Annotated in this window: 13 protein-coding genes and 4 pseudogenes; 12 read left to right on the top strand and 5 right to left on the bottom strand. The window is 69.6% G+C overall.

Annotation, left to right across the window (positions count from 1 at the left end):
- Positions 1 to 94 precede the first annotated feature (94 nt).
- The 4 genes and pseudogenes from ACIQUT_RS22640 to ACIQUT_RS22625 form a co-directional block, all read left to right on the top strand.
- Positions 95 to 555, top strand: a pseudogene (locus ACIQUT_RS22640) (transposase); the annotation flags it as partial.
- A 131-nt stretch (positions 556 to 686) separates the two neighbouring features.
- Positions 687 to 1,286, top strand: a complete 600-nt coding sequence (locus ACIQUT_RS22635; protein WP_403565064.1) for a hypothetical protein — start codon at positions 687 to 689, stop codon at positions 1,284 to 1,286.
- Positions 1,283 to 2,098, top strand: a pseudogene (locus ACIQUT_RS22630) (M48 family metalloprotease); the annotation flags it as partial. The gene ACIQUT_RS22635 and the pseudogene ACIQUT_RS22630, both read left to right, overlap by 4 nt.
- A gap of 25 nt (positions 2,099 to 2,123) precedes the next feature.
- Positions 2,124 to 3,338: a hypothetical protein gene (locus ACIQUT_RS22625; RefSeq protein WP_403565062.1), complete on the top strand. Its 1,215-nt coding sequence runs from the start codon at positions 2,124 to 2,126 to the stop codon at positions 3,336 to 3,338.
- Positions 3,339 to 3,738: 400 nt separating this feature from the next.
- Here ACIQUT_RS22625 and ACIQUT_RS22620 read toward each other — a convergent pair whose 3' ends face one another.
- Positions 3,739 to 4,587 carry an SDR family NAD(P)-dependent oxidoreductase gene (locus ACIQUT_RS22620; protein ID WP_403565060.1) on the bottom strand — a complete coding sequence of 283 codons (849 nt, stop codon included), beginning with the start codon at positions 4,585 to 4,587 and terminating at the stop codon, positions 3,739 to 3,741.
- A 103-nt stretch (positions 4,588 to 4,690) separates the two neighbouring features.
- Between ACIQUT_RS22620 and ACIQUT_RS22615 the strand changes: the two genes are divergently transcribed.
- The 3 genes from ACIQUT_RS22615 to ACIQUT_RS22605 all read left to right on the top strand — a co-directional run bounded on the left by ACIQUT_RS22615 (position 4,691) and on the right by ACIQUT_RS22605 (position 6,018).
- Positions 4,691 to 5,302 carry a CGNR zinc finger domain-containing protein gene (locus ACIQUT_RS22615; RefSeq protein ID WP_403565058.1) on the top strand — a complete coding sequence of 204 codons (612 nt, stop codon included), beginning with the start codon at positions 4,691 to 4,693 and terminating at the stop codon, positions 5,300 to 5,302.
- A 23-nt stretch (positions 5,303 to 5,325) separates the two neighbouring features.
- Entirely contained in the window at positions 5,326 to 5,463 is a 138-nt protein-coding gene (locus ACIQUT_RS22610; protein ID WP_403565056.1) for a hypothetical protein, read from the top strand.
- 114 nt (positions 5,464 to 5,577) lie between these two features.
- Entirely contained in the window at positions 5,578 to 6,018 is a 441-nt protein-coding gene (locus tag ACIQUT_RS22605; RefSeq protein ID WP_403565054.1) for a hypothetical protein, read from the top strand.
- 80 nt (positions 6,019 to 6,098) lie between these two features.
- On the opposite strand, the pseudogene ACIQUT_RS22600 reads toward ACIQUT_RS22605, so the two are convergent.
- A pseudogene (locus ACIQUT_RS22600) lies at positions 6,099 to 6,254 on the bottom strand (hypothetical protein); the annotation flags it as partial.
- 11 nt (positions 6,255 to 6,265) lie between these two features.
- Here ACIQUT_RS22600 and ACIQUT_RS22595 point away from each other — a divergent pair.
- Complete coding sequence (locus ACIQUT_RS22595; RefSeq protein WP_403565053.1) at positions 6,266 to 6,427, top strand: hypothetical protein; 162 nt, start codon at positions 6,266 to 6,268, stop codon at positions 6,425 to 6,427.
- A 210-nt stretch (positions 6,428 to 6,637) separates the two neighbouring features.
- Here ACIQUT_RS22595 and ACIQUT_RS22590 read toward each other — a convergent pair whose 3' ends face one another.
- Positions 6,638 to 8,335, bottom strand: a complete 1,698-nt coding sequence (locus tag ACIQUT_RS22590) for a DUF4157 domain-containing protein (protein WP_403565051.1) — start codon at positions 8,333 to 8,335, stop codon at positions 6,638 to 6,640.
- A 110-nt stretch (positions 8,336 to 8,445) separates the two neighbouring features.
- Between ACIQUT_RS22590 and ACIQUT_RS22585 the strand changes: the two genes are divergently transcribed.
- Positions 8,446 to 8,583: a hypothetical protein gene (locus ACIQUT_RS22585; RefSeq protein ID WP_403565049.1), complete on the top strand. Its 138-nt coding sequence runs from the start codon at positions 8,446 to 8,448 to the stop codon at positions 8,581 to 8,583.
- A 38-nt stretch (positions 8,584 to 8,621) separates the two neighbouring features.
- Positions 8,622 to 9,185 carry an RICIN domain-containing protein gene (locus tag ACIQUT_RS22580; protein ID WP_403565048.1) on the top strand — a complete coding sequence of 188 codons (564 nt, stop codon included), beginning with the start codon at positions 8,622 to 8,624 and terminating at the stop codon, positions 9,183 to 9,185.
- Between the two features lie 282 nt (positions 9,186 to 9,467).
- On the opposite strand, the gene ACIQUT_RS22575 is transcribed toward ACIQUT_RS22580, so the two are convergent.
- Positions 9,468 to 9,902, bottom strand: a complete 435-nt coding sequence (locus ACIQUT_RS22575; RefSeq protein WP_403565046.1) for a hypothetical protein — start codon at positions 9,900 to 9,902, stop codon at positions 9,468 to 9,470.
- 572 nt (positions 9,903 to 10,474) lie between these two features.
- Between ACIQUT_RS22575 and ACIQUT_RS22570 the strand changes: the two genes are divergently transcribed.
- Entirely contained in the window at positions 10,475 to 10,921 is a 447-nt protein-coding gene (locus ACIQUT_RS22570) for an SRPBCC family protein (protein WP_403565045.1), read from the top strand.
- A 148-nt stretch (positions 10,922 to 11,069) separates the two neighbouring features.
- On the opposite strand, the gene ACIQUT_RS22565 is transcribed toward ACIQUT_RS22570, so the two are convergent.
- The gene (locus ACIQUT_RS22565) at positions 11,070 to 11,885 is read right to left on the bottom strand and encodes an alpha/beta fold hydrolase (RefSeq protein WP_403565043.1); all 816 of its coding nucleotides are present in this window, start codon (positions 11,883 to 11,885) and stop codon (positions 11,070 to 11,072) included.
- A gap of 213 nt (positions 11,886 to 12,098) precedes the next feature.
- On the opposite strand from ACIQUT_RS22565, the pseudogene ACIQUT_RS22560 reads away from it, so the two are divergent.
- Positions 12,099 to 12,575: pseudogene (locus tag ACIQUT_RS22560) on the top strand (transposase); the annotation flags it as partial.
- Positions 12,576 to 12,579: the final 4 nt, after the last annotated feature.

The raw sequence follows: 12,579 nt of genomic DNA, 5'->3' as shown, positions 1-12,579 counted from the left end.
GAACACCCCGATCCCCAACGCGGAGATCACCTTTACCATCACCACAGCCACCGACCGAACACGACGATGGCGAACCTAAACTTCCCGGTATTGGGCCAAGACCGACGCCAAGGACGCAGCCGTGATCGCGGACGCCGCCCGCACCATGCCCACTGCGCTCGCTGGAACTGACCGACGAGACCACCGCCGAGCTCACCGTCCTGGTGGGCTTCGACCAGGACCTCGCCGCCGAGGCCACCCGCACCTCCAACCGGATACGCGGCCTGCTCACCTGTCCACGAACAACGCCGGGCCCTGGAAGCCCAGATCAACGAACTGCTGGTGGCCCCCTCTTCCCCAGGCTGCCCGGCATCGGCGTCAGGGCCGCCGCCGTCCTGCTGGTTACCGTCGGCGACGGCGCCAGCTTCCCCACCGCCGCCCACAGTCGTCTCCTACGCCGGCCTCGCCCCCGCCACCAGCCAGTCGGGGGCCTCCATCCACGGCGAACACGCGCCCAGAGGCGGAAACCGGCAGCTCAAATCCGCGATGTTCCTCTCCGCGTTCGCCGCCCTGCACGACCTGAACCACCCCCCGCATGACCGGATCGGGCTTGACGAAAGACTTGGAGGCACCCCCAACGGGAAACGGCAACTCAGCGCCTCATGGCGGTGGTTGACGCCATCAGGCGCCTCTGTGACCCTCGTTGCATGAACGGGGACGCGTTAGCGGTCGGGCTTGCTCGGAAGGCGGTCGCCGAGATCGCTCCGGACGAGCTGATCCTCTTCGAGGAGACCAGCACGGCCTTTCTCGCCTCGCGGCGTGCGGTGACCCAACGGCGGCGGGGGCGCGAGCCGTTGGGCATGGGTGTGGAGATCGTCGGTGAGCTCCTCACCGGTGTGGCCCTGGCCGTGGCGGTGGAGGTCGTCCGGCACGCCGCCGTGAGTGCGGCGGGCCTCGTGGGCGCGCGGGCCCGGCCGCGGCTGGCCCGCTGGTTTCGCCGCCGGAGCAGCCGCCGGGGCAGCGAACCGACGCCCCAGCCTGGTGGCGAAGCGGAGGCGGTGCCGGCCGTTGAGGGGGCCCACGTCGAGGCCGAGGCCGAGACCCGGGAGGTCGCGGCTCCGGAGGCATCGGACGCGGACGTGTCCACCGCCCTGCCGCCCCTCACCGCCGACCACCTCGCCCGGCTCCGGGGGATCGCCCTCGCTCGCGCCCTGGCGCTGGGGCTGCCCGACGACCGGGCGGGGCTCCTCGCGGACGCCATCGTGGGCGGCCTGGTCTCTTCGACGCCCGCCGCGTCCTCCGAATGACGGCGCCGGCCGTCCCTGATCCCGCCCCCGCGGCCCGCCCCGACCCGTTCGCGATGACCTCGGGGACGACGCTGCGCTTCTGGCTGCTCGCCCTGGCCATGTCGGCGGCCGCGACGACCGTCGGTACCGCCTACGTCGGCTGGTTGATCACCGGCGGCGACGGCGTCGACCCGCAGGCCTTCCGGGAGTGCCTCTTCGGCCTCCTCGCCGACATGGAGGCCGACCGCCCCACCCCGCCTTCGGATACCTGGTCGGCGTACTGCGGCGGCCCGTCCGGGCTGCGGTCCGCGCTGCTGGAGCTCGTTCCCCTGGCTCTGTTCTGGACGGCGTCGCTCATCCTGTACTGGGTCCGTCCCGCGGTACGCATCAAGCAGCGCGGCCTGTGCCCCTTCCCGGCGGACCGGCTCCCCGCCGTCGCCGCCGAACTCTGCGAGTTGCGTGTCCGGGCAGGGGTCCGTGAGGACGTCACGTACGTGGTGGACCTGCTGGATCCAGGGGTCACCGGTCTGGCGTTCGGTCGGCGCGGCAGGCGGTACATCATGCTCAGCCGCGGCCTGGTCCACCTTTACGACGCGGACCGTACGGCGTTCCGTGCGGTCGTCCTGCACGAGTTGGCCCACCTGCGCAACCGGGACGTGGACATCGCGTTCCTCACGGACTCCGCCTGGCGGATCTACCTGCCGATGCTGCTCGGACCCGGGATCCTCGCCGTGCCGCTGACGCCGCTGGTCAGCACGTCCGTTTCCGGGCCCGCGGTCCAGTACTTCGCCACCGCCCTGCAGTTGATGCTGCTCGGCGTGGTCATCCCGTTGGCCCGCAAGTCCGTACTGCGCAGCCGTGAACTGCACGCCGACGCGCGGGCCGCGCACGCCCCGCCGGCTCTTCTCGTTCTCGCCGGGCAGCGCCTTGGCCCTGGGTGTGGCGGCCACCCACGCCTACGAACCGGTGACGGGTCTCATCCGCGAGCTCACCGGCGTCAGCAGGTACGAGCCGTTCGCGCTGCTGCCCCTGGGTTTCGTACTGGGCGCCGGGCTCACCCTGGCGATCTGGCGGGCCGAACTGGCCGCTCACGTCACCGGCGGCCGCTGGGAGCACACGGACCGCGTCGGGAGATCCTTCGGTATGGGCCTGGCCCTGGGCGCCGTCGGCTCCCCGTCCTACGCGGCGTCCATCGGCTCGGCCCTCGAGGCGTCCCCGCTCACGATGGGCACCGCCTCGTTCGTGCTGGGCGCGGGGGGTTATCTCGCGGTGCGGTGGATCGCCGGCGCCGCCAGGGCGTGGGCGCCCGTCGTGGCTGCGGGCCGGCGTCGCGGGCTGGTCGTCCACGGCACGGTCCTGTGCACGGTCGTGCTGCTCACCACCTGGCTCGCCTTCCTGTTGCAACTGGCCCCCTGGTCCGTGACCCTGGCGTCGAGCAAGTACCTGGGCGGGCTGAGCGACCCGGTCCGGCTCGTCGTCGGCGGGGTCTACTACCTCATGGCTGTCCAGCCGTTCGTCCTGACGCTGCTCCTGCTGATGACGGCGCTGGTCCCGCTGCTGGGTGCGGTGGCGGCCCGGCGGACGGGCGTACGGGCCCCGGAGCACGGGCCGGGGACGGCGCTGCGGACCGCCTTGTGGACCTCCGGCGTCGCCGCGGCCCTGTGGTGGTCGGTTCACGTGTACAGCGCCCTCTTTGCGCCCGGCCTGCTGCCCCGGGATCCGTACGTCTACGGGCTCGTGGGCGCCTGCCTCGCCCAGGTCGTGGTGGCGCTGATCGCGGAACGCCGTACGCGAGCGGCCGCCCGGGAGCTGAGCCCGCTGCACGGTATCCTCGCCGCCGCGGTCGCCGGTGCGGTGCTGCACCCGACGCTGGTCCTGGCCCATGACCACTCCCGGTGCCTGCGCTTCGGGTTCGGCTCCGAGAACTGCCACGTCCTGCCGTGGGCCGCCGAATGGACACTCCTGGCCATGCCCTACAGCTGGGGGCTCATCGCGGCGAGCCTGGCGGTCCTGCTCCGGGTCGGTCTGATCCGCCGCAGCCGCCGGCCGAAGCACGCGGCGCCGGCGGCGTAGGCGGGAGGTGGGAAGCGGGGGGTGGGCGACGGCGGATGCTCCCCCGGTGCGTCGCCGCCCCCTCGAACACCTGCCGGAAGCGGAGCATCGGCTCAGTGCAGCAGGGCAGCGGTCGGTAGGCCACGGCGAAGGCGGTCGTAGAGAGCGAGCCCCCTACGGCCGGTTCGAGCTCGACATGGGCAACCGGATCGGCCTCCACCCCCTGTGACCATCCCAGGCCGGCGGGCGGACGAACCGCGGCCGACGCCCGCCGGCGAGAGCGCAGAGCAGTGGGAGTACAGGGTCTGGGTCGAAGCCCTCTGCCGTGGCTTCGGCCCAGACCCACTGGTCACGGCCGGGCGGTGTTGGAGGGCCGGGCCGCCTCCGCCATGGCCGCGTTCCCGGCGGGGTTCGTGGCGCGCTACCTGTCGACGGCGTCGGTCACATGCTGCCAGCTGTCCAGGTCGGCGATCCGTGCCTCCAGGGCGGGGCGCATGCCCGTCGCGCTGGAAGCGCCGAGGGCCAGGCGCAGCGGAGGGTTGGGGCTGTCGACCGCGGTCCGGATGCCTGTGGCGATCCGCGCAGCGGTGGAGAAAGCGGTCGGCGGCAGCTCCGCGATGCCCTTGTGGACCTCGCGGACGGTCTGGTCGTAGTCGTCCAGGGCGGCTGCGACGTCGAGGTTGGCGAGGAAGGGGGTCGCGGTCATCCCGGGCTGGATGATCGTGACCTTGATGCCGAGCGGTGCGGCCTCGGCCGCGAGCGCGTCCGACAGCCCCTCGACCGCGTACTTGGTGGCGGCCAGCAGACCGACGCCGGGATGGGCGGACTGCCCGTAGACGGACGAGCCCTGGAGGATGTGCCCGGACCGCTGGGCGCGGAGCACCGGCAGCGTGGCGCGGAGCACGTTGAGCACTCCGAAGACGTTGGTGTCGAACACGGCACGGACCTGCGTGTCGGAGGCCTCCTCAACTGCTCCGAACAGTCCGTATCCCGCGTTGTTGGCCACGACGTCGATACGGCCGAACCGTGCGAGCGTGTCTTCCACCGCGTCCCGGACGGCTCGCTCGTCACGTACGTCCGCCTGGATGAGAAGCAGGCGCTCGCCGTGCGCTTGCGCCAGTTCGTCCAGGGAGGAGGTGTCGCGGGCGAGGGCCGAGACGGTGTCGCCGTTCTCCAGTGCCTGGAGCGTCAGTTCGCGGCCGATGCCGGACGTCGCGCCGGTGATCAGCCATGTGCGGAGGGGGGTCTGGGGGTTGGACGCTTCGTTCATGTTGCGACCGTAAGCGGTTAGCTCGCAACGAGTCAACCTAGATCGACTGGACAGTTGCCCACTAGCCGGATTAGCGCCGCTCGCTCTGATGTACTGTAGGAGGATGATCACTGCGGCATCCGGATCCCCCGAACCCACCCCGCGCACCGTCACGCCAACGGTGGAGACCGTTCTCGCGTTCGTGAACACCCGCGCGGACGGATCGGGCCGCCGAGAGCTGTTCGGGGACGGGGACTCGTTCGCGGCGTGGCTGGCGGAGCGCGACGAGTTCGGTGGCGAAACCGTGGTGACCGACGCTGACGCCGCGGTCGCGCGCGAGCTGCGTGACGCCCTGGTGACCGTGCTGCTCGCGCACTCGGGCGATGAGGAAAGTCTGGGCGAGCCGCTGCTGCGTGCCGAGCGGCACCTGCGACGCGTGGGTTCGCTCTACCCGCTGGCGACGGTGGTCACGGCCGGCGGCGTAGAGCTGGCCTCGCCGCAGGCGGGGGTCCCGCGTGTGTTCGGAACCGTACTGGCTGCGGTGACGACGTTCGCGCAGAGCAGCGACTGGGGGCGCATCAAGGCGTGCCGGAACCCCCCGTGCCATTTCGGCTTCCTCGACCGCACCCGCAACGGGGGAGGGCTGTACTGCAGTACCGGCTGCGGCTCTCAGGTGTCCATGCGCAAACACCGCCAGCGACAGCGCCAGGGCAGTGGTACGCCGTCCGAGGCGTGAGACCGCCCTTCCGGCGAGGAAGGATGATCATCCCCGCCGGCAAGCGCAAGGGCCAGAACCCCGGCCCGGCCGGCATCCACCGGACACGCGCCGAGCACGAGAAGCGCCAGGTGCACCCCGAAGCCGTCGAAGCGGCCCACGCCGACATTGCCACCCTCTAGTACGCCGGCCGCACTTCGTGCTGGGGATGTCGAGGCGTCGTGGGTTGGGTGTGGGAGGGGAAGCCCGGATGTGGTGGGCGGGCTCCTACGGGTGCCGCTCGATAGGGTCGAGCCGTGCACCCTGATGAGAGCGGCCCTGTCGACTCGGCACCCTTCCTGAACCGGCAGGACGGCTCCACGCTGCGCTGGACCGATCGGCCGGAGGAGGTCGACGCCGCGTTCGGCCGGGGCGAGCCGCTCGTCGGGGTGGCTGTGATCGCGCTCGCTCTCAACCATGCGGACGCGGACGCGATTCTGCCCCGAGTCGTCAAGGCGCTGGAGTCGAAGGACCCGGAGGTCCACCGCCAAGGTGTCATCGCCCTGGCCCACGTCGCCCGTCTGCACCGGACCGTCGATCAACGATCTCTCGATCTCCTGCGCGGTTGCCCGCGCGGCAACGAAGCCGACGACGACCTGTGGTCCTTCATCGCCCACCGACGGCTTCCGTGGTGGCTCTGGCGGCACCACTTCACGGAGCGGTTGACCTGGTTGTTTCGGGACAGATGGCGGGACTGACACTCCAACGGCAGACGGAGGGAACCGGTGCGGCCACAGCGTGATCTTGGCGAGGTGCGTGGACCGCGGCCGCAGGACCGGCGTTTGATCAGTTTGATGCGTGTGACCTGCCCCTCGACTGTGCCGGAGCTCCATTGGAGTGTCAGGCCGTTGACGACGGCGTCCCAGTCGTTCTGGAGGAAGGCGGCAAAGCCCTGGACCGGTTGGGCCCTTGACCGAGGGCGCGGGTCATCCAGACGGTGAGGTCGTGACCTCGGCGTTCGCGGGCGATGGCACTGAACTCGTGGACGAGGTCGCGGGCGGTGGCCAGGTCGGGGCAGGCATCAGGCATTCGGTCGAGTTGTTCGCGCTGGCTGCTGGTCAGACTGTCGAGGTGGCGCATGATCCAGGTCGTGATGCGGCGTCCTGAGACGGGGTATGCGCGGAGAGGGGAAGGATGTCATCTGCGGCTCGCGCTTCCGGCTCGTCTCCCGCTGTCGCGTCCGGCACGGCCGGTCCTTCCAGCATGCGTACGACGGCTGCGTTCCCGGCGGTCCGCTGGAGAAGGCGGAGGCGGGCGACGATCTGTGGATCCGGTGGGTTCACGGCTGTCCGGGATCCGGTCGCGGAATCCATGTGATCAGCCACGCAGCCTCATGCTGATCGTCGCGCCCAGGAACGCGCCCGTGCCCGTCCAGCCTTCGTGCCACGTACGGCCCGACTCCTGGCCGTACATGCGGAAGTACCACAGTGGATCACCATTGCTTGTGGTGTCCATGCCATCCTCGGGCTGTTCGCGGTAGTAGTTTTCCATGGTGATGTAGTCGTTTCCGCTCCTGGCGACGACGCCCCCGAAATGGAACGGGGTGTGGTCCTTCGCGCGGTCGGCCTGACTGGCGTCGGGCTGCGCCATGACCGTCATTCCCTCGCCCACGTGCGGTGTGGGGGCGTGCTCGTTGACTTGCAGTTCCCTGAGTACTGCTTCAGCCTTTTCTGTGTCCTGCGTGACCAGCTGCTGGAAGCGCCCGCTCATGCTGTGCGTGATCTCGAAATAGCTCTTCTGGCCCTCGCCACCGCGCACGCCGAAGTTGATGGCCTCCTGGTACTTGCCCTTCCATCCGCCCTCCGGGTCCAGGCGCACAAGGAATTGCTCGACGACGCCCCAGTAGATTTTGTCGGCACCGCTGGCAATACCAGGCTTTCTGGTGACGAACCAGATCATCTCGTTGCAGCGCTGCGGCACCCGCACATCGAGACCCTTGATTTTCTCTTCGCCCTTGCGTTCGCGGTATTTGGGCTCGATCTCGTAAAGTGTGACCTTTTTCCCGGCTCCGTCGATGGTCAGGGTTCGGCCGGTCTTGGAGAGGGAGATGCCCATGCCCTTGTTCGCGCCGGGAAGCTGCTTGACGGAGGCACGGAACTGCCCGTCGGTGGCGAAGAAGTTCTTCGGTTCCTGCCCCCGGCCCGCGTGCTCCACGGCGAGATCGCACGCGTCCGATACGGCGAGATCCACCTGCCCGTGGTACACCAGGTGGGGCTTGGGCGGCGTATCGGGTGAGTACTCGTCGAACCAGCTTCCCTGTTCGTTCGTGTCCTGACCGACGAAGAAGTCCTCGGAATCAGGTTTCTTCGTGGGGTACTCCGCAGAGCCCGCCTTGATGACATGGAGCCGCTGGACAGCCTGGCCGTCGCCGGCGCAGCCATCTCCTCCGGCACAACCACCTCCCCCCGGGTGCCCGGAGGGGCTCTTGCGTACGGGATTTCCGCGGTGAGGCGCGCCGGACACACGCTGCACGCTCGCCGGTGCGCCCATGACCTCGTTGGCCCTCTGCTCGGCGTGACGCTCCCCCGAGTCGCCGGGGCTGGACATGCTCACTCCTGCTCCGTTGTTCGTGCCCGGAACCGGACCCGACTGCTGATCCAGGTAGTGGGTCAACTCATGTGCCCATTCCTTTTTGGTCATCTCGCCGCCGGCGACGATGTGGGGGCCGCTGGCATAAGCCTTGGCGTCCAGAAGGGCAGCGGATTCACGCGCTTGCGGCCCCTTGTGCACGAGGACCCCGCTGAAGTCGGCTCCCTCGAAACGCTGCTCCATCTCCGCCCGCAGGCCGTGCTCCATCGGCTCGGCCGGGGAGGTGACGCCCAGCTCAAGAGCGGAGCGCTGTACCTGGGCATGGTCGACTTCTTGCTCGACGGCACCCACTCGGGCCGACGGTGCGGCCGCGCGCTGAATGTGCCGGATCCAGGCGCTGCTCAGCGGTGAGGCCGCCGACCTACCGGCGGACTTCCTCGCTTCCACGCCGTTCGGCCGGCTGTAACCGTGTTTCGAGGTCCGCACGCGTTGTCCTCTCCGCTGAACGACGTCACCTGAAACCACCATGCGTACCTCAGTGGGCACCCGGCGAACAGGTCCGCAAGGGCACGACCGAGGGCACCGGCAGGAGGCGTTTGATCGTTCCGGACGGGCTGGCAGCCGCCGACGCACCCCACGCCCCGGAACCGGCCCAGCACGCGCAACTCCTCGAATACAAAGCCGCACTGTTCTCACCCGTGAACACCGCGACGTCGCCGCTCAACCTGTCCTGATTTGGCGCTGCTTGCGTCTTCACCAGCCCCTATCTTCCATGCCCATGACACGACCTCGTGTACTGACAGCCCTCCTGTCCGCAGCCGCCTTGGCCTTCCTCGCGGCTTCTCCTTCGCAGTCAGCCCCGGTCGAAGTTGTGTACCGCCAACACATCTGGAACGCCAAGACAGGGAAGTGCCTGGACATCCCCGGTGTAGACCCTCCGACACAGGGCAGCGCGCTCACGCAGTACACCTGCCTGCCAGGTCCCGGAGACAACCAGGAATTCGACCTGGTCCAGGTAGCGGGGGCCAAGTTCGTGATCCGCAGCAGCAGGAACCCAAGCTTGTGCCTGGATCTTCCCGGCACAGAGGCGCCGGGCAACTCGAAGATCGGCTTCTACCCCTGCCAGTACACCACCGCCGACAACCAGGTCTGGTCGAAGGTCGGACGGTCCGGAGACTCCAACTTCATGATCATCAACGACAAGGCCTGGAACAACAACCGGCTCATGTGCCTTGACGTTGCCGGACTGGGATCGCCGGCCAACGACCTCCCTGTCGGGCTCTACGGCTGCGCACCCTTCGACACCAGGGACGACCACTGGTGGAACACCTGGTGAGCCCACCGCGCCACCAGACCGACCCGGCCGCCACCACTCCGAGGCCCCGGGACCCGGCAAGCGCGGAACACCCGCATCGGCCCGGCAGCGATGCGCTGCCGGGCCGGGCAGGCATGAAACAGCCCAGGAAAGTGCGAACGGATTCACCCCTGCGGGAACACGAAGCCGGGCACCGGCTCTGGAGGAACCAGTTCACCCGCGCGCAGCGGGCAGGAGGTTCCCCGGAAGGCCAGGGCGAGCCCTTCACCACCGGGGAACCGTCGCTCGTTCTGGTCGTCCCGCTCAGGGTCGGCAACGACGGGGACGATAGATCAGGCGGCCTTCGTGATACAGCTCGAACCCATAGGCCTTGCACCGGCGGCACACGCAGTCCTCGCCCGGCCGGGCGTACGGCACCCCGTGGCGGACCTCCGCCGCCGAGCCCTCCGCCGCGGCGCCCCGCAGACTGGCCGGCCAGGACAGCGTCACCCGCAGGCCGCCCGACCCCGGCCTGAACCGCTCCGCCACCCTGACGTCGCCCAGCACCGCCGGCGGCCGCGCGTCCGACGCGGTCAGCCGGCGCACCGACGCCCCCACTCCCCGTCGGCCAGGACGATCAGTGCCTCGGCGTCCGCAGCGGTGGACCAGCCACACAGCCGCCGCGGTGGTCTGGGCGGCCTCGGCCATCGACACGACGAACGGGTCCACAGCGGGCGAGACGGCGTCGGGGGTGGTCAACGTCGGGCTCCTCACGACGAGGTCAGCGGGACTTCCACATCGCTCTCCGCTTCGGCTCGAAGCCCGCCGCCGTCACCGGCAGCCGGAACGGCGTCCTGGCCGCCGAGCGGAAGGTCCGCGCATTCATCGGCCGATACGGCTGCCGACTCTGCGTCCGAATCAGAATGCAGGAAGACGGGCCCGACGGGGTACGCACCCTGCGGTCCTGGACGCGGGTGAGGCGCTGCCCACCATGCCGGGTGGGGTCGTGCGTCAGGGCAAGGACCTCGGACGGTCGGTCACCTCGGTCCGGCCCGGGTGGGACGAGCTTGCATCACCGGCTGTCCACTCACCCGTCTGGATCTCTCGGACTATCCACATGGTGCACCCGGCATGACGCTGGAAGCCAAGCCTGTGGGACGGCCGGAGAGGCAACCCCCGGTGCGCCAGGTCCACCCGTCGAGCCGAGGAGTGGCCGGGTTCCCGCGCCGCGCTTCACAGCTGCCGTGCATCTGCTGCGCCGGGCGTCCTCATCCTGGGGACGCCATGGCAGGGAGGTGCCTCCATGCTGCCCATCCTCCAGGAGCGTGATCATGGCCCGGAACCGCCGTCTGATCCTCAGCTCGCCGTCCGAAGTCTGGCACCTGCTGTCCGATGGCCACCGCTACGGGGAGTGGGTGACAGGAACCCAGCAAGTCCTCGCCGTGGACCCGCATTGGCCAGACGTTGGCGCCCGGCTGAAGGTCCGCGTCGGCACCGGTCCTCTCACCCTTGACGACACCTGTGTCGTCCGCATCTCCGAACCACACCACCGCCTGCAGCTGGAAGCGAAGGCAGGACCTTTCGGTGCAGCTCGCATCGCCATGAAGTTGATCCCCTGGGGCGAGCACACCCTCTTCACCCTCGAATGGCACCCCCTCCGGGGCCCCGGCACCCGAATGCACGGCCTCCCCGTGGACTACGTTGTTGCGGTCCGCAACGGCATGATGCTGACGAAGCTGGCTCGGATCGCGGTGCGCGAGCACACCGCGAGTGTCTGAATCACCCTGCAAACACCCGAGGCGGCTCCTCTCTCGCGGGCAACGACTCCCGCAGGCGCATCGCACCCTCGGCGTAGGCCAGGGCCGTGGCGGGATCGGGGTCCTGCGGCGGGTCGGGCCAACGCGGTGGTGACCTGCTTCGACACGATCAGAGGCCGGTCGGGTGGGCTGGGGCGGCGCCTCCCCAGGTGCTGCCCAGCCGGTCCTCCTCCATGAGCTGCTTCCACAGCCGTCTCTGACTGCCGGGGATGATGTGGCCGGTGCAGGCGGCGTCGCGTCCGGGCGGCATGTCCCAGCTCGTGTTGGATCCCGCCTCCGTGCTGAGCCTCAGGGGGAAGGACGTGAAGCCAGTCGGTGGTGTCACCTCCTCGGTCGGTGTTCCGAAGAACGATGACTGGAACGCGGCACGGTTGACCTTTGCGATGACGGCGGCACTGTCGGGAAGGACCGGGTTGGCCGCGGACAGCGTCCGGGCGACGGTCTGCCCGCCGAGCGAGTAGCCGAGCAGGGTGACCTTGCCGTCCGTCGGCTTCGCCCGGGCGATGGCACCGTCGATGACCTGGCGGACGTCGCGTACGAAGGTATCGGTGCGTGCGCAGCGGTACTTGCTGGAGTGTGATCGCCGCTGCCCGTCGAGCGGGTTGTTCAACAGCAGCGTCCCCTGCTGATCGAGGGGGAAGATCGGGAGGTGGCTGCGGTCGCAGCCCTCGGGGTGGGGGCAGCTGCCATCCGGGAGATAGGGGCGGAGGCTTGGGTTGCCGGGATCGTTGAGACCGTTGTCGAACCGTGTCGAGCGGCCGTAGCCGAGCAGACTGGGGGCGAAGGTGTCGATGCCGGCCCGGGCGAGTGCCTTCTGCGTGCTGAGCGTCCCGCCGCCGGGGGCGCGGTGTCGCAGGTCGAACACCGACGGGCCGGACGCGGTTGCGCCGTGGATCAGCACTGACGCCCATGCGGCGTCGCCCATGCCGCTCTGCTCTCCGGCGCACACACCCACCGACTGCGCGCTCTTGTCTCTCCGGGGTGATGTGCATGGCATCTCCCGACGGGGCCGCTGTGTATCGGTCCGGCACGGCGGCCCTTGGGCTGTGCCCGCCTGTCGTCTGGCAGCCGTCAGCAGCATCCTTCGGCGCGGTGAGGCCGCCTGCCAGGCAGACTCGGCTGAAGCCCACGTACGGGCCGGAAAAGGGGCGAACTCACAGGTCCGAGCCCCGTGGGCCGGGGCAGTCCGGGCTCCAAGATGCACGTCCTGCCGGACGCGGCCGGACTGCCCCTCCTCGTCGGCGTCTCGGCCGCCAACACCCACGACAGCCAGGCCCTGAAGCCCATGGTCCTCGGCCACCACACGAGACACGACCCCCATCGTGGCCGTCACTTCAGGCCCCGGAAACTGCACGCCGACAAGGCCTACGACGCACCTGAACTGCGGAAATGGCGCCGCGGCAAACGAATCGGCGTCCGCATCGCCCGCAAGGGCATCGAGTCAAGCGAACGGTTAGGGCGTCGGCGGTGGGTGATCGAGCGGACCATGTCCTGGCTGACCGGCTACCGCCGACTCAACCACCGATACGAACGCCACCCCCGCAACCACCTCGCCACCCTCGGCCCCGCCACAGCCATCTGCTGCTACAAACGACTCGCCCGCCTCACCACATAGGACA

It is taken from the genome of Streptomyces sp. NPDC090445 (genome assembly GCF_044769385.1).
Lineage (GTDB): Bacteria > Actinomycetota > Actinomycetes > Streptomycetales > Streptomycetaceae > Streptomyces.
Note: the sequence above shows the minus strand (reverse complement) of the source record. Positions and strands in the feature narration are given on the sequence as shown.

Excerpts from the sequence above, each read along its gene's own strand:
- ACIQUT_RS22635 (WP_403565064.1), top strand. The coding sequence starts at position 687 with ATGAACGGGGACGCGTTAGCGGTCGGGCTTGCTCGGAAGGCGGTCGCC.
- ACIQUT_RS22620 (WP_403565060.1), bottom strand. The coding sequence starts at position 4,587 with ATGAACGAAGCGTCCAACCCCCAGACCCCCCTCCGCACATGGCTGATC.
- ACIQUT_RS22615 (WP_403565058.1), top strand. The coding sequence starts at position 4,691 with ATGATCACTGCGGCATCCGGATCCCCCGAACCCACCCCGCGCACCGTC.
- ACIQUT_RS22610 (WP_403565056.1), top strand. The coding sequence starts at position 5,326 with ATGATCATCCCCGCCGGCAAGCGCAAGGGCCAGAACCCCGGCCCGGCC.
- ACIQUT_RS22580 (WP_403565048.1), top strand. The coding sequence starts at position 8,622 with ATGCCCATGACACGACCTCGTGTACTGACAGCCCTCCTGTCCGCAGCC.
- ACIQUT_RS22570 (WP_403565045.1), top strand. The coding sequence starts at position 10,475 with ATGGCCCGGAACCGCCGTCTGATCCTCAGCTCGCCGTCCGAAGTCTGG.
- ACIQUT_RS22565 (WP_403565043.1), bottom strand. The coding sequence starts at position 11,885 with ATGGGCGACGCCGCATGGGCGTCAGTGCTGATCCACGGCGCAACCGCG.